Source organism: Pectobacterium peruviense (genome assembly GCF_003312355.2).
GTDB lineage: Bacteria > Pseudomonadota > Gammaproteobacteria > Enterobacterales > Enterobacteriaceae > Pectobacterium > Pectobacterium peruviense.
The window spans coordinates 2,005,658-2,029,452 of sequence record NZ_CP161826.1; the positions used below are offsets into that span (position 1 = coordinate 2,005,658).

The following is a 23,795-nucleotide window of genomic DNA, read 5'->3' on the forward strand; positions in this document are numbered from 1 at the left end:
AGTAAACCAGCATGAAAGAGAATATATTCTTTTTGTTACGCTGCGGTTTCGATAGCGTTTGACGCTCCGTATTCTGGTTTGGTTTTCCGCGGAATATCGGGCACACTGCATACAGTCATTTCTTTGTTTTTAAGAGGCAAACCGCATGTTTACCGGTATTGTTCAGGGCACTGCACCTGTGGTGTCGATTGAAGAAAAATCCAACTTTCGCACGCACGTTATTCAACTCCCCCCTGATCTGCTGCCAGGGCTTACGCTCGGTGCCTCAGTGGCGCACAACGGCTGCTGTCTGACGGTAACTGCCGTTGATGGCGATCGCGTCAGTTTTGATCTTATGAAAGAAACGCTGCGGCTAACGAATCTGGGCGATATTCATGAAGGTGATGTCGTGAATATTGAGCGCGCCGCGAAATTTGGCGATGAGATCGGCGGCCACGTCATGTCGGGCCACATCATGTGTACGGCGGAAGTGGTCAAGATTCAGGTTTCAGAAAATAATCATCAGATTTGGTTCCGCCTGGCAGATGAAGCGCTGATGAAATACGTGCTGCATAAAGGCTTTGTCGGGATTGATGGCATCAGTCTGACGGTGGGAGAAGTGACACGCGGACGTTTCTGCGTGCATTTAATTCCAGAAACGCTGAACCGTACAACGCTGGGTCAGAAGCGCTTGGGCAATCGCATCAATATTGAAATCGACCCGCAAACGCAGGCCGTGGTCGATACCGTAGAACGCGTGTTAGCCAGCAAGCAGGCGAGCGACCTCGTCAGCGAAGAGTAATCCCTGCGCAGCATCTTTTTGTAAACCGGATGAACATCATCATCCGGTTTTCTCTTTTCTTTTCTCTCTCAGCGCGAAACGCGTAATCCACCGTCAATCCCATTGATACTGAATACGATCTGCCAGAGCTGAAGTTCTCTGGCTCTGAACGCCCCTGCGCACGCGTTCAGATAGTAGCTAAACATCCGACGAAAACGGGCGGTGTAGCGTGTGGAAAGCTGGGGCCACCCTTGTTGAAAGCGCGTATGCCATGCCAGTAATGTGCGATCGTAATCGGCACCGAAGTTGTGCCAGTCTTCCATTACCATGTAAGGCTCACTTGCCTGCGCGATGTGCTGCATAGAGGGAATACAGCCGTTGGGGAAGATGTATTTATGAATCCAGGGATCAATGTGCGGGTTGGTCTTATTGGCGCCGATAGTGTGCAGCAGGAACAGTCCATCGGGCTTAAGACTGCGTTTTGCCATGCGAAAGTAAGCGCCATAGTTGCGCGGGCCGACGTGTTCAAACATACCGACAGAGACGATCCTATCGAATTGCTGGTTCAGATCGCGGTAGTCTTGTCGCGCAATGGTGACGCCAAGATCCTGACAGCGCTGTTGCGCCAGACGCTGTTGCTCTCTGGAGATGGTGATGCCGTAAACGGAGACACCGTAGCGACGCGCGGCGAACTCAGCAAGCCCGCCCCAGCCGCAGCCGATATCCAGCAGCGTCATGCCTGATCTTAGCTGGAGTTTTTCGCAAATCATGGTGAGTTTGTCTTCCTGCGCTTGTTCCAACGTGTGCGCCTGTTTCCAATAAGCGCAGGAATATTGCATGTAGGGATCGAGCATTAGGGTAAAGAGATCATTACCTAAATCGTAATGTGCTTTGCCGACAACCTGAGCACGTCTGCGGGACTGCAAATTGGTGACGCGGGAAATGGCGACTCGAGTAAGATCGTGCAAGCGGCGAGGTAGTGTATTTTCTAGCCCTGCACGCAGGACACGATGGAAGAACATATCCAGCCGTTCGCACTCCCACCATCCGTCCATATAGCTTTCACCTAATCCCAACGAACCTTCTCGCAAGACACGTTTAAAAAAGCGGGGATGGGTAACGTGGATATCAAAGGGGCGAGTACCGTTGATCGCGATATCCGCAGCGGCTAACGTGTCTTGCATTATGTGGAACCAAGGCGCGGTATCGTGATCCCATTTTTCTGCATAAGGTAATCCCATCATGTCTCCTTAACTTTTCACGAGTATCCCCGTCATACTTCAAGCTGCATGTGTGTTGGCTGCGTTCAGTCACCCGAATCACTTACCGGAGTAAGCTCATCGGGATTCCTTTTCTTGCCGCCTTCCTGCAACTCGAATTATTTAGGGGTAAAAGTATCGTAAAACACCTGGACAGCACTTACTGCAGCCGACGTATCGGCTGTCACCAGAGAAAAATGAAGAAGAAATTTGCACGTAAACAGGATCTCATTGGCAAAAGCACGGACCTGCTTACTGACGTGCGGCTATCGCTATTTTGGTTTTATCAGTGAAACTGAAACGCAGGGTTCAGTTTAGAGTTGCTCCAGCCAATATACAAGAAAATTGGCTGGAGCAAGCAGAGAGGGAAAGCGGGCAGGAATAGAAAAACCGTCTGTATTGGTCGTCGAGATTAACGGCGATAATCGCGGAATGGACCATCGGCAACCGAGCGACGTTCAATCAGCGTCGGGTGTACTTCAATGACGTGCGCATCTTCTCGCTTACTGGTAATACGATCCAGCAGCATAGAAAACGCGGATTGGCCCAGGCGTTCTTTCGGTTGATGGATGGTGGTCAGCGCTGGCGTAAAGAAGCGCGCATGGCGCACGTTGTCATAACCGATCACCGAAATATCCTGTGGCACGCGCAGGCCCAGTTCGTCGGCTGCACAGATGGCACCCATCGCCATAATATCGCCACCACAGAATACGGCCGTAGGTCGCTGTTTCTGCGCGAGAATCTGATGCATGGCTTTATAGCCGGATTCCGGTTCGAAATCGCCCTGAACAACCCATTCGTCGCGCACGGCGATGTCGGCTTCCTTCAATGCTTTTAAAAAGCCGAGGTAGCGCCCGCTGCCGGTGTTGCGCTCTTGAATGCCGGGGATCGCGCCGATATCTCGATGACCGCGTTCAATCAGGTAGCGACCCGCCATATAACCACCTTCAAAGGCGTTATCGATAATCGTATCGGTAAAATCGCTGTGCATCTGTCCCCAGTCCATGACGACCATTGGAATGCTGCGATAATCTTCCAGCATGCCCAATAGCTCCGGCGGGTATTCGGCGCACATCACCAACAGGCCGTCGACGCGCTTTTGCGCCAACATGGAAAGATAAGCGCGCTGTTTGCCAATGTCGTTATGAGAATTACACAGCACCAGCGTGTAACCTTTGGCATAACAGCTGTTTTCGACTGCTTCAATGATCTCGGCAAAGTAGGGGGCTTCGCTGGATGTGGCCAACAAACCAATAGATTTAGTGTGATTAACTTTGAGGCTGCGAGCGACGGCGCTGGGCGAATAGTGCAATTCTTTGATTGCCGCCCTGACGGCTGCCTTAGTCTCTTCGGCGACGAAACGTGTTTTATTGATCACGTGCGATACGGTTGTGGTGGAAACGCCAGCACGTTTTGCCACATCTTTAATCGTTGCCATCTAAAAATGACTCCTGAACTTACCTGTTACAGACGTAAGTATATTGTTAATCGTTTGCCTACGTTTAAAGTTCTTCTTCTAAGCTAAAAAACAGGATTTCAGAAGGAGAATGCCGAATGTTATACCGAAGGGGTCTGGGTTGACGTTTTTCGACTGATACGCAGCGCTTTCATAAACAGCGGATTGTGTCCGATTTATCATGAAAGTGAAAGGGCTAATTTATACTATTAGTGATGCATTCGTCCGAGATTTTTCGCTAGAATTATGAAAGAATCGTAATAACCCTATTATTTGTAGCTTTAACCGTCTAAGCGGGTTCTGCTGCACATGGTGGTGTCTTTTTTTAGATGAAGTTTCAGATGAAACTTGTTCGCTAATAAGGAGTGGTTTATGGATACAGATCTGAAGATGTCTTTACTGACAACCGTTGGCTCGTTAGCTGTGATCATCGCGTTTAGCTTTATTGCGGTGCTGAACTAACCGATCGGCTTCTGCGCTGGTTGGTATTCAGACACGTTGGTGGTGCATAAACGTGTCTGAATTATTTAGGGTATAACCGGTATAATTTGCTTAACGAATGGTCTGTGGCGTGACCACGCGACGCGCGCCAACGTAGTGCTCCTGCCAATAATCTTCGCTCAGCTTGCTGATGCGAATATCTGAGCCCGTACGCGGCGACTGGATAAATTTCCCTTCTCCCAGATAAACCCCAACGTGATCGGCTGCGCCACGATTATTGATGCGGAAGAAGACCAAATCGCCACTTTCTAGTTCACTCTTTTTAATCGGCGCGGCATCACGTAGGTGATACATTTCGTTTGCGGTACGCGGGATTTGGATCTTGACGACGTCTTTATAGGCGTAATAAACCAGTCCGCTACAGTCGAATCCGGTAAAGGGAGATGAGCCGCCCCAATGGTACGGTTTACCTATTTGGCTCATCAATTTATTCATGGCGGTCGTTTTGGCATGCTGATAGCGTTTTTTATGCGCCGCGCTCAGCGCCATTCCTTTTTCGGTGGGAGACGGGTTTTTATCCACCTTCTCTTTGAGTGCGGTTTTCTTTAACCCGGTTTTAACTCTGGCCTGTGCAGTTGTCTGCTTCTCGTCTTCAGGTTTCAGTTTTTTAAGGTTTTTCTTTACTAGCGCGGGCGTGCTGCTTTGTGTCCGTGACGGTTTTTTTTCTGTCGATTTGTTAGCGCTACGGGGTTTGGTTTTAGTGCTGACTGCGGTAGGTTCGGGTTTTTTGCTTTTGATCGGCGTCGGTGATTTAGCATTACTCTTTGTTTGACGGCTTTTCTTATTCGTTTCTTCAACGACGTTTTTCTTCGGTGCCGAATGCGGGGTATGCGGCGCAGCCTGAACGACGTTCAGGCATAGATTACTGAAAAATAATATAAAAAGAGTAATAAATAAGCGCATAATAAAAGTGACCGAACATAATCCTTAACTCGCTCAATCCTCACAGTATTCCTGAAAACGGCGTCATAAAAAAGTAGGCACGGTCGCTTTATTCATACAGAATAGTGAAAAAACGTTAATAGTTGTTTTTTCGATTGATTTATCAGCATTTTTTGGCGTTGATTTCATCAGCGACGCAAAGCGACGAGAAAAATAACCCTACAAAAAATGGCGTTTTTTTGTAGCTAGTGGCATCGGTACAATATCATTGAGTCAATGTCGCTGTCGCAATACTTCTGACGGCGGCTCATGGCTAGCGTTTTGGACGTTAGCCATCCTATAGGTTTAAGGAAGCAAGAAGATGACGACACCGACAATTGAAAAAATTCAGCGCCAAATTGCTGAAAACCCGATTCTGCTGTACATGAAAGGCTCCCCGAAATTACCAAGCTGCGGTTTTTCCGCACAGACCGTTCAGGCATTGTCTTCATGTGGCGAACGTTTTGCTTATGTAGATATTTTACAGAACCCAGATATTCGTGCTGAGTTGCCGAAATACGCAAACTGGCCGACATTCCCGCAGCTGTGGGTTGACGGCGAATTAGTTGGCGGCTGTGATATCGTGGTTGAAATGTTTCAGCGCGGTGAATTGCAACAGCTGATCAAAGAAACGGCAGACAAATACAAAGCGCAGCAGGCCGATCAAGAGTAAGTCTCTTATCAAGCATAATCGCGACGCGTAATGTTGTTATGTTGCTAGAGTAAAGTTTTCCAGCGGGTGCCTTATGGCACCCGTTTTTTGATCTTAGTCTTTCCCGCCGACTCAGTCTTCGGCTGATGCGTCTTCCAGCGAATCTTCTTCCAACGCAAGCGGCCATCCGCCCAGACGTTTCCAGCGATTAACCAGCTCACAGAACAATAATGCGGTCTGATTTGTGTCATACAGCGCGGAGTGTGCCTGGCTGGAGTCAAACGCAATACCCGCGGTAATACAGGCTTTAGCAAGAACCGTTTGACCTAAAACCAGCCCGCTGAGCGCTGCGGTATCGAAGGTGGCGAAAGGGTGGAACGGATTACGTTTCAGGCTACAACGCTCCGCTGCCGCTGCCATAAAGCTGTGATCGAACGTGGCATTATGCGCCACGATAATCGCGCGGTTACAGCCCTGATCTTTGATCCCTTTACGCACGACTTTGAAAATTTCATGCAGCGCGTCGTATTCGCTTACCGCGCCGCGAAGCGGGTTGGTGGGGTCAATGCCGTTAAATGCCAGTGCAGCAGGTTCCAGAATTGCGCCTTCAAATGGCTCAACATGAAAATGTAGTGTTTCATCTGGCTGCAACCAACCGTCTTGATCCATTTTTAATGTTACCGCCGCGACTTCCAGCAAGGCATCGGTTTTCGCATTGAATCCGGCGGTTTCAACATCAATCACTACCGGGTAAAACCCACGAAAACGGCCGCTCAGGGCGTTCAGATCACTTTTATCAGCCATTTGTCTCTTAAATTGTTAGCAAAACGCAGCGCGCATTATTGCAAATTTTGACTGGAGATGCAGCATGCCCGTTGCCGTTTCAAACGTCGGAGATTGTAGAGGAAGAGAGAAGAACAGGTGCCGATGTAGCACCTGTATTGCGCAGGATCTTAGTGGCCGATGCCGTTACCAGCGTGGGCATTTTCGATCAATTCGATTTTATAACCATCTGGATCTTCGATGAATGCGATAACGGTCGTGCCGCCTTTGACCGGACCGGCTTCACGCGTCACATTGCCACCCGCCTTACGGATACGCTCACAGGTTGCGGCAACATCGTCAACGCCCAACGCGATATGACCATAGGCATTGCCCAGATCGTAGCTGTCGACGCCCCAGTTGTAGGTCAGCTCGATAACCGAACCCTCGCTCTCTTCGGTATAACCGACGAAAGCCAGCGTGTATTTGTACTCGGTATTCTCGCTGGTGCGCAGTACACGCATTCCCAGAATTTGGGTATAGAAATCAATAGAACGTTGTAAGTCGCCAACACGCAGCATGGTATGAAGTAAACGCATAGTGCCCTCGTTAAAAAGTGCAACAAAAGGGAAGTATAACGTTGTGGCTCTGCTGAGTCCAAGCCGTTGGGATGATGCTAAAAATGCGACACTGCGGTTAGGTTTGTGTTAAAACGTACTATCAGGAGGGCTAATTAGCGCATTGGGTCAGTTTTAGCCGACCTTGTGTGTAAAAAAATCATCAGTTATTACAATGGTTACCTAATTATTTTCATTGTGACTGTCCGTTTGGGCTTGCCAGCAGTAAAGAACAGGGCTTCAATAAATAGAGTTGTAGCAGGAGGTGTTGTGCCAGAGCAACTTGAACTCTTTGTTGTCCCTAATCCATGCCGTGGTATTTGTCAGACGGATGAAGGCGGGTATTGTCGTGGTTGCTTTCGCAATCGCAATGAGCGCTTTAGTTGGGGCCAAATGAGTGATGCGCAGAAACAGGATGTGCTGCGTTTGTGTCGGCAGAGAATGAAACGGTTACAGCGTTCAGAGAAAGCCGATGCGTCAGCAGAGTCCCATCAGCCATCGTTGTTTTAAGCCATCCTGTTTTAGATGATCTATTTACGTGAAATTTTGTTTAAGCAACGCAGGAGCGTTCGATTGAATAAAATAAGCCTAAGATCATTTTTAAAAGACTTTTATTTGATAGAATCCACTGCGTTAGGGTTCTATTTTTTACGATAATAAAATCGTTTTTTTATTCTTATAAATCAGAGTTGATTGCAATCCAGGGATATAACTTAGTGTGCTAACAATAAGGAGAGGTGATGGAATTGCCATTAGGATCTGATTTAGCCCGTCTGGTGCGCGTGTGGCGTGCGCTGGTCGATCATCGATTAAAACCACTTGAACTGACCCAGACGCATTGGGTTACGTTGCATAACATATACCATTTACCCCCTGGCCAGTCGCAGATTCAACTAGCCAAAGCAATAGGTATTGAGCAGCCCTCATTGGTCCGAACATTGGATCAGCTTGAGGAGAAAGGGTTAATCACTCGTCACGTTTGCGCCCACGATCGCCGGGCAAAACGTATTATGCTGACTGAATCAGCAGAGCCGATAATACAGGCAGTCAATGGTGTAATTAGTCATACACGTAGTGAAGTATTATTTGGTATTACGCCGGAGCAGGTTGATGAATTAGCGCTGCTAGTTTCGCGTCTTGAGAAAAATATATTGGCGTTACATGAAAATCAAGCGTAGCTAAATTTGGGTTACGCAGAGGGAGAATTAAATCCCGGCAAGATTACCGATACCCGTTATTGGTTATTTATTCCGGGAGTTGATTATTCGTTGTGACGGTCGCTGCTGATAGCGGCGACCGTCACACAACAATTAGCGTGGAGAAACGGTGATACTGCGGCCATTGCTGGCCATAGCAACGCGTTGTCCGGCGCTGAATTTCGTATCGCCCTGTTTCTGTACCACCATAATGGTACTGCCGTCATCACGACGGATCTCCAGTTCTACGCCCTGTGTACGGTTCAACGCACCCGTTGCGCTTTGACCCGCGACACCACCCGCTACGGCACCCGCCGCTGTCGCCAGACTACGACCAGACCCGCCGCCGATAGTGTTACCCAAGAAACCACCCAGCACAGCACCGCCCAGCGCGCCGATAACGTTAGAATCTTCTCCTGCCTGAATCTGAACCGGGCGCATAGAAACGATGGTGCCGTAAGTCACGGTCTGCACTTGTTTAGCTTCAGATGCACTGTACACATCACCGGAAAGCGTACTGGTATTAGCACAACCAGCCAGCGTGATACCAGCAAGGGTAACCACAAGCAAACGCTTCATCATAATAAAAACTCCTTAATAGCGAATATGTCGGGCTGGCTCAGCCTCGGCCGACGCAGTGTTATACCAATAAATTATGGTCTGGCTCAGTGTAGCATGCCACTCTTTTTACTCTTTTTTTCAGAATATAATAGTGCGCTTAAATTGCGTATAAACAGAGAGGGAAATAACACGAGAAAGGGCTTTTTTTGTAGCAAATATTATCAAAAACCCACTTTTGGCTAAAACCTAACCCGTGTGGAAAAAACACAAAAAATTTAATAATTCAGCGTGTTAACGTGCTACTTTTACTTTCGACATAACGTTTTTTATCGATGTTCTCTTTTTATCCCATAGAGGCAAAGACTACATAATGAGATCAGGCAGATATATTGGCGTGATGTCCGGCACCAGTCTTGATGGTGTGGATGTCGTGCTAGCCGCGATTGACGAACATACCGTGGCTCAACAGGCTAGCTACTGTCACCCGATACCGCAGGATATCAAAATGGCTATCCTGGGAATGTGTCAGGGGCAGGCGGTGACGCTGTCAGCGCTGGGGCAGTTGGATACGCGTCTGGGAATCTTGTTTGCCGAAGCGGTGCTGACACTGCTTAAAGAGACGGGGCTGGGGGCGCAGGATATTACTGCGATTGGCTGCCACGGGCAGACGGTCTGGCATGAGCCTACAGGCGATGCACCTTGTACGTTGCAGATAGGTGATAATAACCGCGTTGCTGCCTTAACCGGCATCACGACCGTGGGAGATTTTCGACGCCGCGATTTGGCCTATGGCGGGCAAGGTGCTCCGCTTGTGCCATCCTTCCACCATGCGCTGCTAATGAACCCTGTTGAGCGTCGTATTGTGCTTAACATTGGGGGAATCGCTAATCTGTCGCTGCTGGTACCGGGAGCACCTGTGCGTGGTTACGATACCGGGCCTGGGAATATGCTGCTGGACGCCTGGATCTGGCGGAACTGTGCACAGCCGTATGATAAAGACGCCGTGTGGGCGATGAGTGGACAGGTGAACCCATTACTGTTGCGCCGGATGTTGACCGATCCTTACTTTGCGCTGCGAGCGCCCAAAAGCACTGGACGTGAATATTTTAACCTCGGCTGGCTTGAAAGAATGCTGGCTGGATTGCCGCCGATAGCGCCGCAGGATGTTCAGGCAACGCTGGCTGAGTTAACGGCTATAAGCATTGCCGAACAAGTGCTGCTAGTTGGTGGATGTGAGCGTTTATTAGTTTGTGGAGGCGGAGCGCGTAATCCACTCATCATGGCACGTCTTTCGGCCTTGCTGCCGGGCATTGAAGTCAGCACGACGGATGAATGTGGTGTGAGTGGTGATGATATGGAGGCGCTAGCATTTGCCTGGCTGGCGTCGCGTACGTTATCAGGATTGCCGGGTAATCTGCCGTCTGTCACAGGGGCGAGTCAGGAAACGGTGCTAGGTGCGATTTATCCAGTTAACGTGAATTAATCAGATTTTGCCGAGAGGTTCATTGTTATCCTCTTGTTAAACTTGCATGAGCGGCAGCGTCAGTTGCCGCCATTGACAAGAATGACAGGAGAAAAAATGAAACGATTGCTGACAGGGACAGCGCTGATTCTGCTGAGCGGATGCAGCTATTTTGGTCATAAACAGACAGTAGAAACGCTGCACTATCAATGTGGCACGATGCCGCTAACCGTCACGTTACAACAGGGGGGAGAAACGCCTTCACAGGTGAGCTTCCTACTGGACGGTGAACGTCTCAGTCTGACTCAGGTGGTGTCCGCTTCTGGTGTCAGATACAGCAATGATACCTACACATTCTGGAGTAAAGGCGACCGTGCATTTATCCAGCGTGGTGAACGGGTTATCGTCGATGATTGTGTGCTGGCACCGATGTAACTGACGCCGCTCGGTTGCGGCGTTACTGTTGATTGCGATTTTTCGGGTACGGGAGCAGAATGGGATTTTCCCCGCTTCTGGCCCGACATTGCGACAGCAGGATATTATGACTCAGGAACGTTCCCCCTCTGACGGTACTCCTCTTATTCAACCAGCCGATATCGCTGACATCCGCCGTGAATACACGCGTGGTGGGCTTCGTCGTGGCGATCTTCCCGCTAATCCGCTGGACTTGTTCGAACGCTGGCTGAAACAAGCCTGTGAAGCGAAACTAGCCGATCCTACCGCGATGTCTGTTGCGACGGTCGATGAGCTAGGACAACCTTACCAGCGTATCGTTCTGCTTAAACACTATGATGAGAAAGGCATGGTGTTTTATACCAATATGGGCAGCCGCAAAGCGCATCATCTGGAAAATAATCCACGCATTAGTCTGCTGTTTCCGTGGCATACACTGGAACGGCAGGTGATGGTTCTGGGGCGCGTAGAGAAGCTGCCGACGCTTGAGGTGTTGAAATATTTCCACAGTCGCCCGAAGGACAGTCAAATCGGCGCATGGGTATCAAAACAGTCCAGCCGAATCTCCGCGCGCGGCGTGCTGGAAAGCAAATTTTTGGAATTGAAGCAAAAATTCCAAAGCGGCGAGGTGCCTTTGCCGAGTTTCTGGGGCGGTTTCCGCGTCGTTATCGATTCTGTTGAGTTCTGGCAGGGCGGTGAACATCGCCTACATGACCGATTTTTTTACCAGCGACAGGAAGAGGGCTGGCAGATTGATCGTTTAGCGCCTTAATCGCGAAATATCCGTGTTAAACGCTGGCGCTCCTATCATCAGCACTTTATCCTATGAGGTTTCGCGTTGACTGGGCATTGCGTGGCGATACGGCGTTCATGGCTTGTTGCGTAAGGTAATGCAGCAGCGAAATCATCATGCGACAGCAGACAGGTATGCTGCGCATCTTTCACGGCTTTGTGCGTAACCCCAAAGGGAACGTAACGGCTTTTTTTATGAAAATGGAGTTATCGATGGCGAGTAGTAACCTGATTAAACAATTGCAAGAGCGGGGCTTGATTGCCCAGGTGACGGATGAGGAAGCGTTAGCAGAGCGGCTGGCGCAAGGGCCAATTGCACTGTATTGCGGTTTCGATCCCACCGCTGACAGCTTGCATTTGGGGCATCTGGTGCCGCTGCTCTGCCTGAAGCGCTTCCAGCTGTCTGGTCATCAACCTGTTGCGCTGGTCGGCGGTGCTACGGGACTGATCGGTGACCCCAGCTTTAAAGCGACAGAGCGTAAGCTGAACACGGCTGAAACCGTGGGTGAGTGGGTAGAAAAAATCCGCCGTCAGGTCTCTCCGTTTCTGGATTTTGACTGCGGTAAAAACAGCGCGATTGCCGCCAATAACTACGACTGGTTTGGCAACATGAACGTGCTGGATTTTCTGCGTGATATCGGTAAGCATTTCTCCGTTAACCAGATGATTAGCAAAGAAGCTGTCAAACAGCGTTTAAACCGTGATGACGTCGGTATTTCGTTCACCGAGTTTTCTTACAACCTGTTGCAGGGATACGACTTTGCCTCGCTGAACAAGCAGCATGATGTCGAACTGCAAATCGGTGGCTCTGATCAGTGGGGCAACATCACGTCTGGTATCGATTTGACGCGCCGCATGAATCAGAAGCAGGTTTACGGTCTGACTGTTCCGCTGATCACGAAATCTGATGGCACGAAATTCGGTAAAACGGAAGGCGGCGCAATCTGGCTGGATGCCAGCAAGACCAGCCCTTATAAATTCTACCAGTTCTGGATCAACACGGCGGATGCCGATGTGTACCGGTTCCTGAAGTTCTTCACGTTCATGAGCCTCGAAGACATCGATGCACTGGAAGAAGAAGACAAGAACAGCGGCAAAGCGCCGCGCGCGCAATATGTGCTGGCGGAAGAAGTCACTCGTATGGTTCATGGTGAATCGGGTCTGGAAGCCGCTCGTCGTATTACACAAAGCCTGTTCTCTGGTGCGTTGCAGGATATGACGCAGGACGACTTTGCCCAATTGGCGCAGGATGGTATGCCGATCATCGAACTGGAAAACAGTGCTGATTTGCAACAGGCGCTGGTCAGCGCTGAGCTGGTGCCATCACGCGGTCAAGCCCGTACGATGATCTCCTCGAATGCGGTAACGATTAACGGTGAAAAGCAGGCCAATCCTGAGTACACCTTCAGTGCCTCCGACCGTTTATTTGATCGCTACACCTTGTTGCGTCGCGGTAAAAAACACTACTGCCTGATCTGCTGGAAAGCATAAGCATTACCGATAAGGGAGCGTCAGCTCCCTTTCTTCTTGTAAGTTGAGGCGCACAGGCGCTGGCAAGGATTTGAGTCATATCTAATGAAAAATATACTTTCCATCCAGTCACATGTCGTTTTTGGTCATGCCGGTAACAGTGCGGCAGAGTTTCCGATGCGTCGGATGGGCGCAAACGTTTGGCCTCTGAATACGGTGCAGTTCTCGAACCATACTCAATATGGTCACTGGACGGGGTGTGTGATGCCTGCTAGCCACTTAACCGAAGTGGTGCAGGGGATTGCGAACATCGACAAGCTGAAGACCTGTAATGCTGTGCTGAGTGGTTATATCGGCTCTGCCGAGCAAGGGGAGCATATACTGGGTATTGTTCGGCAGGTAAAAGCCGCCAACCCTGATGCGCTGTACTTTTGCGATCCAGTAATGGGTACGCCGGAGAAAGGCTGCATCGTCGCGCCCGGCGTGTCTGATTTTCACTGCCAGCAGTCGCTGTTAGCGGCCGATATTATCGCCCCGAACCTGCCTGAGCTGGAGCTGCTCGGTGGCCGTACCGTGCATAACGTGGCGGAAGCCGTGGAAACCGCGCGTGCGCTGTGTGAAAAAGGGCCAAAAATCGTTCTGGTGAAGCACCTTAGCCGAGCAGCAAGTCGCGAAGACAGCTTCGAAATGCTGCTGGTCACGCCGACGGACGCCTGGCACATCAGCCGCCCGCTGGTGGAATTTGAACGCCAGCCTGTAGGTGTGGGCGATTTGACCAGTGGATTACTGCTGGTGAACCTGCTGAAAGGCGTTGCGTTAGATAAAGCGTTGGAGCACACGACGGCGGCTGTGTATGAAGTCATGCTGGTGACGAAAGAGATGAATGAGTATGAGCTGCAGTTGGTTGCCGCTCAGGATGGGATTGCCAATCCTCGTCATCATTTCCAGGCCGTTCGCCTGTCGTGAAACGAACAACGCCCCGAAACCCGGGGCGTTGTTGCATGCTAACCTTTCAACCTTTCAACCTTTCAACCTTTCAACCTTTCAACCTTAAGCGCGGTAGCGACGGAAGGGCGCTCGGCAATATGGTCGAGATAGGCTGCCAATGCAGGGTAGCGGAACATATCTAGTTTTAACGACTGCGCCCAGCGCATCACGGTAAACAGATACGCATCGGCGATACTAAAGCGGTTGGCGACCAGATAGTTTTGTTCACTCAATACCAGATTGATATAACGGAATTTGACCTGCAAATATTCAACTAACAGCTCTTTATACGTTTCTGGCGTGCCGGGGCGAAAAATCGGCGTAAACGTTTTGTGCAGTTCGGCAGAAATGTAGTTCAGCCATTCAATGGTATGATAGCGCGCCATACTTCCGGTGGGTGCAATCAGGTTACAGTGCGGAACCAGATCGGCGATGTATTCGGCGATGGCAACCCCTTCCGTCAGGATCGAACCATCCTCCAATTCTAGCGCAGGCACCATCCCCTTCGGGTTGATGAACGTATAGTCGGTTCCACGCTCCGTCTTTTTCGTGCGCAGATTCACCTTCTCCAGCTTGAACTCCAATTTGGATTCGATCAAAACGATGTGTGTAAAAAGAGAACTGCTTTCAGCCTTGTAAAACAGTTTCATGAAAACCCCTTTCTATTATTATTTTTCCATCAACACATGCGCTGATGATTGTTGAATGATGACATGTCGTTTTTTTACAACAAAACGTAACGATAGAGTGTGAGGCTTCTTGCAAAATACTCCTTATGTATGAGTGACGCATGAAATTTGGGCGATTTTGACGGAACAAAGTCAAATTTTGAGGTATTACCTAGGCGTTTTAACCGAGGCTACAGGCAAAACTCTGTAGCGCATGATACATCTGGGGTCAGGCCGTGGTAGAGCGGCGGTTACAGATTGTTCAGAGGTTTCTGGGTTGCTGAGATAGCTGGGTTAGCGAGATCGTGGTGCACAGGTGGAAGAGGCGATAGAACAGAAGAAAGCGCCCAATAAAATGGCACTGCTGATTTTTTAAGCCAATACACTTAAATTAGCTGTGTCAGTGATGTTTTTCGACGCGTAGTTTATCGATGTTAATTAACCATTACTAAATTTATTGATAAGAAAAATTTCATTAGTGACACATTTCGTATTTTTCATGATGTTGTCCATTTAGTTTATTTCCCCAAGGTGAGTGTTTAATGAATATTTAAAAATGAAAATAGGAAAGGGTATGAAGGGAAACCGTTTCACTGTCATGTCGATTAAACTACTCCTTTATTTTTCGAATGTAACAAAAGAGGGGTAATTATGCCCACTGGTTTTCGTCACGAGATTTTTTATCTTTGATGGAAAAATAAATAATATTCCCGAGTCATTATTATCACCATATCAAGACACAGACAACACGCCGAAAAATAGCCTAATCCGTAGGTGCTTACGATTACGAGTCAGGCGGATAATGCGACACACAATGTGTATTGTCTGAATCTATTCATTACCATGAGGTTACTATGAAAAAGAACAGGTTATTATTTTTTATAGCCTTGGCTATTCTTCTCGGGATTATTGTCGGCGGGATTTGTCATTCTTTATTGACGGAAAAAGAAGCCAAAGAGGTGGTGTCCTACTTTAATTTAGTGACCGATGTTTTTCTTCGCCTGATAAAAATGATCATTGCGCCATTGGTATTCGCAACATTGGTCTCTGGCCTTGCCAGCATGGGGAATTCCTCATCCGTCGGCCGAATAGGGCTGAAAGCCATGGTGTGGTTTATTTGTTCCTCCATCGTCTCCCTTTTTATTGGCATGCTGTTAGCAAATATCTTCGAGCCAGGTGTCGGAATGAATCTCGCCATCCCGACCACGCCGATTCAGGTAGATAGCGGTGTGAGTACTGGCGGATTTACGCTGAAAAGCTTCATTGCCCATATATTTCCGCGCAGCATCGTCGAAGCGATGGCGAATAATGAAATATTGCAGATTCTGGTGTTCTCCATGTTTTTCGGTTCCGCACTGGCTTTTGTGAAGGGTCAAAATAAACATGCTGTCACGATGGAATCGATGATAGAGGAACTGGCGAAGGTGATGTTCCGGGTGACGGACTATGTCATGCGATTAGCGCCTTTGGCGGTGTTTTCTTCGTTAGCCTCTTCCATCACGACCGAAGGTCTGGGGCTTCTCCTCGACTTTGGCAAAGTTATTGGTGAGTTCTACCTTGGATTGGCGCTGTTGTGGGGGCTGATGTTCGGTGCTGGTGCATTGTTCCTGGGTAAGAAAGCAACCTGGGGGCTGCTCAAACTGTTGCGCGAACCGAGTATGTTGGCGTTTGCTACCGCAAGTAGCGAAGCGGCCTATCCGAAAACGATGGAGGCACTGAGCGAATTCGGTGTTCCTAAAAAAATCACCAGCTTCGTACTCCCGTTGGGGTATTCCTTTAACCTTGTCGGCTCCATGATTTATCAGGCTTTTGCCATTCTGTTTATCGCGCAGGCTTACAATATTCACCTAAGCCTGACGCAGCAGACCCTGATTCTGCTGACGCTAATGATCACGAGTAAAGGCATGGCAGGGGTAGCGCGTGCCGCTGTGGTGGTGGTGGCAGCCACGTTGCCAATGTTCAGCTTACCCGAAGCAGGCATTTTACTGATTATTGGTATCGATCAGTTCCTGGATATGGGCCGGACAGCGACCAATGTGATTGGTAACGGCATGGCTACTGCGGTTGTTGCTAAACTGGAGCGGAACCATGATCTGGAAGAAATAAACGAAGAAAGAGACCATGAGCATCCTGACGAGGAAGCCCCTGTTATGGCAACTGGGAATGTCTAAATTAACGTCAGGTTAATACGTTGAGACAGGCGGCCTTCGGGCCGTTTTCTCGATTATTGTCTCCCGATTACTTTCTATATCCTCTGTCTGTTGACGTATTTTTTTTCATCCCCTGCGTATTTACTCCGATTTGCTTCTTTTCAATAGCTAATGGCTATCGCTGCGTTCATATCGCATTGTTGCAAAAACGTTATTTTTTGTTTGTGTTATCTTTAAATAAGACCGCAAGCTCAGGCTGGTTATTGATTAATCGCCCGATGCAGAAGAACAAATATGCCCTAAATAATTCGAGTTTCAGGAAGGCGGCAAGAGAAGGCATCCCGATGAGCTTACTCAAGTAAGTGATTCGGGTGACAAATTTGCCGGGAGCAAATTTGAACGCTGCTTGCAGCGGCCCTTTAGGGCGAGGCCCACGACGGGCCGAGTATTTGAACGCAGCCAACGCACATGCAACTTGAAGTATGACGGGTATAGCAAGTTAATTTGGGAGGAAGCATGTCATCACACCTTCGCGACACTTGTCTGGAAACACTGACGGTACGACAGCAGATTTACCATTACTACAGCCTGCCGAAGGCGGCAAAAACGCTTGGTAATATCGACAAATTACCGAAGTCACTCAAGGTATTGCTGGAAAATTTATTACGTCATCAGGATGGCGACACGGTTGGGCAGGATGACCTTCAAGCTGTCGTGGACTGGCTGAAAACTGGCCACGCCGATCGGGAAATCGCCTATCGCCCAGCGCGCGTACTGATGCAGGACTTTACCGGTGTGCCCGCCGTGGTCGATCTGGCGGCGATGCGTGCGGCAGTGAAACGACTGGGCGGCGATGTTAACAAGGTTAACCCGCTGTCGCCGGTCGATCTGGTGATTGACCACTCGGTTACGGTTGATCACTTTGGCGATCGCCAGGCACTAACGGATAACACGCAGTTGGAAATGGCGCGTAACCGCGAACGTTATGAGTTTTTGCGCTGGGGGCAGAATGCCTTTAGCCACTTCAGCGTCGTGCCGCCGGGAACCGGGATTTGCCATCAGGTGAATCTGGAGTATCTCGCCAAGGCCATCTGGTATGAAAAGCAGGGCGACAAACAATTTGCCTACCCTGATACGTTGGTAGGAACTGATTCGCACACCACCATGATTAACGGCTTGGGTGTGCTCGGCTGGGGTGTCGGTGGGATAGAAGCCGAAGCCGCGATGTTAGGGCAACCTGTTTCGATGCTAATCCCCGATGTGGTTGGCGTAAAACTCAGCGGCAAAATGCGAGAAGGGATCACGGCAACCGATTTGGTTCTGACGGTAACGCAGATGCTGCGTAAGCACGGCGTAGTTGGAAAATTTGTGGAATTTTACGGCGATGGACTGGATTCGCTGCCGTTGGCGGATCGCGCGACCATCGCCAACATGGCACCGGAATATGGTGCCACCTGTGGTTTCTTCCCTATCGATAACATTACGCTGGATTACATGCGGTTGACCAACCGTGCGGAAGAACAGATTGCACTGGTGGAAGCTTATAGTAAGCAGCAGGGGCTGTGGCGTAATGCTGGCGATGAGCCGGTATTCACCAGTCAGCTCGCGCTGGATTTGGCAACGGTGGAAACCAGTCTGGCAGGGCCGAAGCGTCCACAGGATCGCGTGCCTTTAGCGGGCGTGCCGGAAGCTTTTAAAGCCAGCCGGGAACTGGATGTCAGCTCGGTGAAGGACCGCTCTGACTATGAAGAGTTTACGTTGGAAGGTGAGACGCATCGCTTGCATCAGGGGGCGGTCGTGATCGCGGCAATTACCTCTTGTACTAATACCTCCAACCCTAGCGTGCTGATGACGGCCGGACTGCTGGCAAAAAATGCCGTAGAGCGTGGTCTGAAAACCAAACCGTGGGTCAAAACTTCGCTGGCACCGGGCTCACGGGTCGTCACGGATTACTATGCTAAAGCGGAATTAACGCCGTATCTCGACGAGTTGGGATTCAATCTGGTGGGCTACGGCTGTACCACCTGTATTGGTAACTCCGGTCCACTGCCGGATGCGATCGAAGCGGCGATAAAAGCAGGCGATCTGACGGTCGGTGCCGTGTTGTCAGGTAACCGTAACTTTGAAGGCCGTATTCATCCGCTGGTGAAGACGAACTGGCTGGCATCACCGCCGCTGGTGGTCGCCTACGCGCTAGCGGGGAATATGAATGTCGATCTGACGCAAGAACCGCTGGGCGAAGATCGTGACGGGAAAGCGGTCTATCTGAAGGATATCTGGCCGTCGACGAAAGCGGTGGCGGACGCGGTATTGAATGTCAGCGCGGGCATGTTCCACAAACAATATGCTGCGGTGTTTGAAGGCACGCAGGAGTGGCAAGATATCGAGGTCGATGACAATCCTACCTATCAGTGGCCGGAAGAATCGACTTATATTCGTCAGACGCCTTTCTTTCTGGATATGGGGAAAGAACCGGAACCGGTTCAGGATATCCATAACGCGCGCATTCTGGCGATGCTGGGCGATTCGGTCACAACCGATCATATCTCACCGGCAGGCAACATCAAGCGTGATAGCCCGGCTGGGAAATATTTGCTGGAACGCGGTGTCGAAACCACGGAGTTCAACTCTTACGGTTCACGGCGCGGTAACCACGAAGTGATGATGCGCGGGACGTTTGCCAACATCCGTATCCGTAATGAGATGGTGCCGGGTAAAGAGGGCGGTTATACCCGTCACATCCCGTCACAGAATGAGATGACAATTTATGACGCGGCGATGCGTTATAAGGACGAAAATGTCCCGCTTGCGCTGTTTGCCGGGAAAGAATACGGTTCAGGTTCTAGCCGCGACTGGGCGGCGAAAGGCCCGCGTTTGCTGGGTGTTCGCGTTGTCGTCGCAGAATCGTTCGAGCGTATTCACCGCTCTAACCTGATTGGGATGGGGATTCTACCGCTGGAGTTTCCCGACGGAGTGACGCGTAAAACGCTGCAATTAACGGGGGATGAGCAGATTTCGATTACGGGATTAAACCAACTGGCACCGGGCGCCACGGTAGAGGTAAACATCACGGATGCCGATGGTAATACGAAGGTGATCAATACTCGCTGCCGCATCGACACTCGTAATGAACTGACCTATTACCAGAACGACGGTATCCTGCATTACGTTATCCGCAATATGTTGTAATTTTATATTCAGCCACCATGAGCAGAAAGTCTGTTCGTGGTGGCTTCGTCTATATTTGATGCCTCTTTTCTTGATGCTTCTTTTCTATATCCCTGAAAAAGCGAACATCAATAATAAGCGGCTTCATCTTCCCTAAGCGGTACGCTCCGAACACTGCTGTTCGTAATCGCTATCGCAGACACAACGCTTCTTCGCAAATCACTGTGCTTTTTCGATTGTAGGATATACCTGACGACGTATGTTCTGTTGTCTAAAAAGCGGTAAAAGGAAGGGGGAATACACAGTTCTCCCTGTGTAACGATAACACTGGGATTTTCATACAGTACCCATTCCTGTGGTGGAGCAAGCCTTGTACTAATCACAATAAGAGTGGGTTGGTAATCCACAGGCTTATTAACTGAAAAACAAATATCACCTTTAACTTGCCTGACAGATGTCAATTCATCTGGCTGCAATCGGTCACCTGAACCGGGGCAGCCAACAAGAATAAAGGTGCTAAATACAAGCAAAAATGCAGGCAATCTTGCAGTAAATGTCATCGTTAATTCCAGGGAAAGAATTGCATGGTTTTTTGATAGTGCTGGCGTATTACGGCCTCAGAAATATCGCCATCAAGGGTGACATCGCCGCGCGCTCTCAACATTTTCCACGCTTGATAGCCGTAGGTTTTTAAAACGAAATAGTCAGCGATTATCTGTGCCTGCTGTTCCATTGGGTAGGATCGTAACGTGCGGTTACCAAACTGGTAGCGATAACTGACGGCCCAGCTAACTAAGCCTCTAACTATGACATTCATACCTCGCTCACGCTGCCAGACATGGCTCATTTCGTGAATAAAGAGATGTTGGCTGGACATACTCGTGAGGGAAAAATCGTCGCTATACCATGCCCGAAAGTACAATTCTCCATTCGGGCTCATCGCCGTATTTTTATCTTGAAGGCCGAAAGGAAGATAACTGTCGTGATGAATCCAGACTGTGTGGTAGTGGATCGAATCGCCAAAAATAGATTTAGCCAGCCTGATTTCACCAGACGTAAGCAGTCGTAAACTTCCTTCTTTTCGATCATCCATAACAATCTCCATTTGTTATAGCTAGGTAGGTTTATAGCTTGGACTATTGCTCGTTCAAAATGAAGCGTTAATCCAGACATAATAGCGCTTCCCTTTCTGGCAACGAAGAACGAGATATTCGTCTTGGTGTGCCAGCGCACTTTTTCCTACATGAAATTCTCGTATCCTCCGGCAAATTGTGGTTATGTTGTATTGACGCTAACTACATGGGGAATAAGTAAAAATTATTGCCCAGCCATGCCCCGACTACAACGCCAACGTCGTTTGAATAATGACGGGGATATAACAGGAGGTTATATGAATGCTGTAATCAAAAAACGTTTTAAACACTCGCTACTGCTTCTTACGCTATGCGCGACGGGAACAATGACATCGGTTTTTGCGGCACAGGTTCCTGCCGGAACGGCACTAGCGGAGAAACAAGAACTGGTGCGAGGCAATGGATCAGAGCCGGCATCGTTGGATCCGCATAAGGTAGAAAGTGACGTTGAAGGTCACATTATCAATGACTTCTTCGATAATCTGGTGCGCGTGGGTGATGACGGTATTATCCAGCCGCGACTGGCCGAGCGCTGGGATAATAAAGACAACACGGTGTGGACATTCCACCTGCGTCCCGATGCCAAATGGTCCGATGGTTCACCGATTACTGCGGATGATGTGGTTTACAGCTGGCGACGCCTTGGCGATCCTAAAACGCTGTCACCTTACGGCAGCTATGTCGCCAGTATGTACGTGAAGAATGCGGCAGATATTATGGCGGGCAAAAAGGCACCCGATACGCTGGGCATAAAGGCGCTGGATAGCCATACGGTTGAAGTGACGCTGGAACACCCATTGTCTTATTTCCTGGAAATGTCGGCTTATCATGTTCTGGTGCCATTGCCGAAAGCCGTCATTGAAAAGCATCCAGAAAACTGGACGCAGGTTGGGAATTTTGTCAGCAGCGGCCCTTATACGCTGAGTGAATGGGTGGTGAACGAACGCATTGTTGGCAAGCGCAATAGCCAATATTGGGATGATGCGCATACCGTAATTAACAAAGTCACGTATCTGCCGATCAGCTCGCAGGCGGCGGAGCTGAATCGTTATAAATCGGGTGAAATTGATGTCACGGGGCTTTTATCGCCCATTCAGTTTGCATCATTGAAAAAAGAATACCCGCAAGAAGTGAGGGTTGCGCCACAGATTGGCACCTATTTCTATCGTTTCAATACGAAGAAAGCGCCTTTTGATGATTCACGCGTTCGCCGTGCACTGGATCTCAGCGTGGATAAAGATATCATCGCAAACAATGTGCTAGGCATGGGGCAGACGCCCGCTTACAGCTTGATTCCCAAAAATGTCGGGGGATTCCAACGTAAGGATCCCGAGTGGGCAAGCTGGACACAGCAGCAGCGTAACGACGAGGCGAAGAAATTGTTGAAAGAGGCTGGGTTTGATGAGAAACATCCGCTGAAACTCAATCTGCTTTACAACACGTCCGAGTCGCATTTGCGCGTGGCAATTGCCGCCAGTTCAATGTGGAAGAAGAACCTTGGTCTGGAAGTAACGCTGCAAAATCAGGAATGGAAGACCATGTTGGATACCGTACGTACGGGTAATTTTGAAGTGGTCAGACAGTCTTGGACTGGGGATTACAATGAAGCCAGTACGTTCTTGAATACGCTGGAAACCAACGACAGCAACAACAACGGTAAATTTAGTAATGCACAGTATGATGCGTTGCTGAAAAAGGCGCTGATGGTCAAAGATAAGCATGATAAAGAGGCTATTTATCAACAGGCCTCGGATATTTTAGATAACAATACTCCATTATTACCCATCTATTACTATGTTCAGCCGCAGATGGTTAAGACGTATATCGGTGGCTTTTCGCCCAATGTTCGCGGCGATTATTACACGCAAGATATTTACATCATTAAGCACTAATCTAAAATAAAACAGCCGGTGAAAAACCGGCTGTGGTCATTGAAGCAAACGATCTCAGAACGAAACGTGGGATCGTTATTTTATATCCAGCATGTGCCCCATTTTGGCGGCTTTGGTTGCCAGATAGTGCTCATTCTTCGGGTTACGTCCGACGATTAATGGCACACGTTCGACGATATTGATGCCTGCCTCGTTGAGGATTTTCACTTTCTGCGGGTTGTTGGTCAGCAGGCGAACTTCATCGACACCCAGCAGCTTGAACATGTCTGCGCATAGCGTGAAATCGCGCTCATCGGCGGCGAACCCAAGCTGGTTATTCGCTTCCACCGTATCGGCTCCCAGATCCTGCAACGCATAAGCGCGGATTTTATTGAGCAGCCCGATATTCCGGCCTTCCTGACGATGGTATAACAGCACGCCGCGACCTTCTTCGGCGATGTTGCCTAATGCGGCTTCAAGCTGGAAGCCACAGTCACAGCGCAGGCTAAACAGGGCATCCCCCGTCAGGCACTCGGAATGCACGCGAGCAAGTACGGGAACTGAACCGGAAATATCACCATAGACCAGAGCAAGGTGATCGTGACCCGTGGCGATTTCTTCAAAACCTACCATCAGAAAATCGCCCCACGGAGTGGGTAATTTGGCTTCCGCCACCCGTTTTAGCTGCATACTTTTCTCCCAAAAAGCTGTGTCCAAAAAAGCTGTGTCCCAAAAAGTGCTGAGGCGAATCCTACTGCGACCTATCGCGCTTGACCAGCAAAAAAGCCTGTCTAAGAACGTCACAAAAATTGAATTATAACGTGGCCTGACCGCGGTTTGGTTTCAGGTTCGTTGACAGAACTGAGCGCTATTTTACGCCATACTGACAGTTCATGTCGGATTTTCTGATAGAATTGTGAAAGTTTTGTTGCAAAGCATCATGCTGAATTATGGGA

Annotated in this window: 23 protein-coding genes; 13 read left to right on the plus strand and 10 right to left on the minus strand. The window is 49.3% G+C overall.

Annotated elements, in window-relative coordinates; translation table 11 throughout:
- The first annotated feature begins 145 nt into the window (after positions 1 to 145).
- The gene (locus DUT67_RS09135; RefSeq protein ID WP_113631599.1) at positions 146 to 781 is read left to right on the plus strand and encodes a riboflavin synthase subunit alpha; all 636 of its coding nucleotides are present in this window, start codon (positions 146 to 148) and stop codon (positions 779 to 781) included.
- Positions 782 to 849: 68 nt separating this feature from the next.
- Here the strand turns inward: DUT67_RS09135 and cfa are convergent, their stop codons facing one another.
- Both cfa and purR read right to left on the minus strand, forming a co-directional pair.
- Positions 850 to 2,001 (minus strand): cyclopropane fatty acyl phospholipid synthase, encoded by a 1,152-nt coding sequence (gene cfa, locus DUT67_RS09140; RefSeq protein WP_113631600.1) that lies wholly within the window; start codon positions 1,999 to 2,001, stop codon positions 850 to 852.
- 430 nt (positions 2,002 to 2,431) lie between these two features.
- Positions 2,432 to 3,457: an HTH-type transcriptional repressor PurR gene (purR, locus tag DUT67_RS09145; protein WP_048259782.1), complete on the minus strand. Its 1,026-nt coding sequence runs from the start codon at positions 3,455 to 3,457 to the stop codon at positions 2,432 to 2,434.
- A 390-nt stretch (positions 3,458 to 3,847) separates the two neighbouring features.
- On the opposite strand from purR, the gene DUT67_RS09150 reads away from it, so the two are divergent.
- The gene (locus DUT67_RS09150; RefSeq protein ID WP_014915740.1) at positions 3,848 to 3,937 is read left to right on the plus strand and encodes a YnhF family membrane protein; all 90 of its coding nucleotides are present in this window, start codon (positions 3,848 to 3,850) and stop codon (positions 3,935 to 3,937) included.
- Positions 3,938 to 4,027: 90 nt separating this feature from the next.
- On the opposite strand, the gene DUT67_RS09155 is transcribed toward DUT67_RS09150, so the two are convergent.
- Complete coding sequence (locus DUT67_RS09155) at positions 4,028 to 4,879, minus strand: C40 family peptidase (RefSeq protein WP_113631601.1); 852 nt, start codon at positions 4,877 to 4,879, stop codon at positions 4,028 to 4,030.
- 340 nt (positions 4,880 to 5,219) lie between these two features.
- Here DUT67_RS09155 and DUT67_RS09160 point away from each other — a divergent pair, with 340 nt between their 5' ends.
- Positions 5,220 to 5,570, plus strand: coding sequence for a Grx4 family monothiol glutaredoxin (locus DUT67_RS09160; RefSeq protein ID WP_005972539.1), 351 nt, complete (start codon positions 5,220 to 5,222; stop codon positions 5,568 to 5,570).
- 111 nt (positions 5,571 to 5,681) lie between these two features.
- Here DUT67_RS09160 and rnt read toward each other — a convergent pair whose 3' ends face one another.
- Entirely contained in the window at positions 5,682 to 6,353 is a 672-nt protein-coding gene (rnt, locus tag DUT67_RS09165; RefSeq protein WP_048259784.1) for a ribonuclease T, read from the minus strand.
- A 149-nt stretch (positions 6,354 to 6,502) separates the two neighbouring features.
- Positions 6,503 to 6,910 (minus strand): lactoylglutathione lyase, encoded by a 408-nt coding sequence (gene gloA / locus DUT67_RS09170; protein WP_048259785.1) that lies wholly within the window; start codon positions 6,908 to 6,910, stop codon positions 6,503 to 6,505.
- A gap of 288 nt (positions 6,911 to 7,198) precedes the next feature.
- Here gloA and DUT67_RS09175 point away from each other — a divergent pair, with 288 nt between their 5' ends.
- Positions 7,199 to 7,438: a DUF1289 domain-containing protein gene (locus tag DUT67_RS09175; RefSeq protein ID WP_072062016.1), complete on the plus strand. Its 240-nt coding sequence runs from the start codon at positions 7,199 to 7,201 to the stop codon at positions 7,436 to 7,438.
- 230 nt (positions 7,439 to 7,668) lie between these two features.
- Positions 7,669 to 8,106, plus strand: a complete 438-nt coding sequence (gene slyA, locus DUT67_RS09180; protein WP_010276609.1) for a transcriptional regulator SlyA — start codon at positions 7,669 to 7,671, stop codon at positions 8,104 to 8,106.
- A 132-nt stretch (positions 8,107 to 8,238) separates the two neighbouring features.
- On the opposite strand, the gene DUT67_RS09185 is transcribed toward slyA, so the two are convergent.
- Positions 8,239 to 8,706: a glycine zipper 2TM domain-containing protein gene (locus tag DUT67_RS09185; RefSeq protein WP_005972534.1), complete on the minus strand. Its 468-nt coding sequence runs from the start codon at positions 8,704 to 8,706 to the stop codon at positions 8,239 to 8,241.
- Between the two features lie 349 nt (positions 8,707 to 9,055).
- Between DUT67_RS09185 and anmK the strand changes: the two genes are divergently transcribed.
- The 5 genes from anmK (at position 9,056) to pdxY (ending at position 13,828) form a co-directional block, all read left to right on the plus strand.
- Positions 9,056 to 10,168 (plus strand): anhydro-N-acetylmuramic acid kinase, encoded by a 1,113-nt coding sequence (gene anmK, locus DUT67_RS09190; protein WP_113627864.1) that lies wholly within the window; start codon positions 9,056 to 9,058, stop codon positions 10,166 to 10,168.
- Between the two features lie 96 nt (positions 10,169 to 10,264).
- The gene (locus DUT67_RS09195) at positions 10,265 to 10,582 is read left to right on the plus strand and encodes an MliC family protein (RefSeq protein ID WP_113631602.1); all 318 of its coding nucleotides are present in this window, start codon (positions 10,265 to 10,267) and stop codon (positions 10,580 to 10,582) included.
- 106 nt (positions 10,583 to 10,688) lie between these two features.
- Positions 10,689 to 11,372, plus strand: a complete 684-nt coding sequence (gene pdxH / locus DUT67_RS09200) for a pyridoxamine 5'-phosphate oxidase (protein WP_113627865.1) — start codon at positions 10,689 to 10,691, stop codon at positions 11,370 to 11,372.
- Positions 11,373 to 11,605: 233 nt separating this feature from the next.
- Positions 11,606 to 12,883 (plus strand): tyrosine--tRNA ligase, encoded by a 1,278-nt coding sequence (gene tyrS / locus DUT67_RS09205; RefSeq protein WP_048259845.1) that lies wholly within the window; start codon positions 11,606 to 11,608, stop codon positions 12,881 to 12,883.
- An 84-nt stretch (positions 12,884 to 12,967) separates the two neighbouring features.
- Positions 12,968 to 13,828 carry a pyridoxal kinase PdxY gene (pdxY, locus tag DUT67_RS09210; RefSeq protein WP_048259788.1) on the plus strand — a complete coding sequence of 287 codons (861 nt, stop codon included), beginning with the start codon at positions 12,968 to 12,970 and terminating at the stop codon, positions 13,826 to 13,828.
- Positions 13,829 to 13,890: 62 nt separating this feature from the next.
- Here the strand turns inward: pdxY and gstA are convergent, their stop codons facing one another.
- The gene (gene gstA, locus DUT67_RS09215) at positions 13,891 to 14,499 is read right to left on the minus strand and encodes a glutathione transferase GstA (RefSeq protein WP_048259789.1); all 609 of its coding nucleotides are present in this window, start codon (positions 14,497 to 14,499) and stop codon (positions 13,891 to 13,893) included.
- 872 nt (positions 14,500 to 15,371) lie between these two features.
- On the opposite strand from gstA, the gene DUT67_RS09220 reads away from it, so the two are divergent.
- Positions 15,372 to 16,688, plus strand: a complete 1,317-nt coding sequence (locus DUT67_RS09220; protein WP_113631603.1) for a dicarboxylate/amino acid:cation symporter — start codon at positions 15,372 to 15,374, stop codon at positions 16,686 to 16,688.
- Between the two features lie 495 nt (positions 16,689 to 17,183).
- Positions 17,184 to 19,856 (plus strand): aconitate hydratase AcnA, encoded by a 2,673-nt coding sequence (gene acnA / locus DUT67_RS09225; protein ID WP_113631604.1) that lies wholly within the window; start codon positions 17,184 to 17,186, stop codon positions 19,854 to 19,856.
- A gap of 107 nt (positions 19,857 to 19,963) precedes the next feature.
- Here acnA and DUT67_RS09230 read toward each other — a convergent pair whose 3' ends face one another.
- Positions 19,964 to 20,395, minus strand: coding sequence for a putative T6SS immunity periplasmic lipoprotein (locus tag DUT67_RS09230; protein WP_113631605.1), 432 nt, complete (start codon positions 20,393 to 20,395; stop codon positions 19,964 to 19,966).
- A 2-nt stretch (positions 20,396 to 20,397) separates the two neighbouring features.
- Positions 20,398 to 20,928, minus strand: coding sequence for a hypothetical protein (locus tag DUT67_RS09235; RefSeq protein WP_048259792.1), 531 nt, complete (start codon positions 20,926 to 20,928; stop codon positions 20,398 to 20,400).
- Between the two features lie 297 nt (positions 20,929 to 21,225).
- Between DUT67_RS09235 and DUT67_RS09240 the strand changes: the two genes are divergently transcribed.
- The gene (locus tag DUT67_RS09240) at positions 21,226 to 22,860 is read left to right on the plus strand and encodes an ABC transporter substrate-binding protein (protein WP_113631606.1); all 1,635 of its coding nucleotides are present in this window, start codon (positions 21,226 to 21,228) and stop codon (positions 22,858 to 22,860) included.
- Positions 22,861 to 22,935: 75 nt separating this feature from the next.
- Here the strand turns inward: DUT67_RS09240 and ribA are convergent, their stop codons facing one another.
- A complete protein-coding gene (ribA, locus tag DUT67_RS09245; RefSeq protein WP_113631607.1) occupies positions 22,936 to 23,529 on the minus strand; it encodes a GTP cyclohydrolase II in 594 nt (197 codons plus the stop codon).
- Between the last annotated feature and the right edge of the window lie 266 nt (positions 23,530 to 23,795).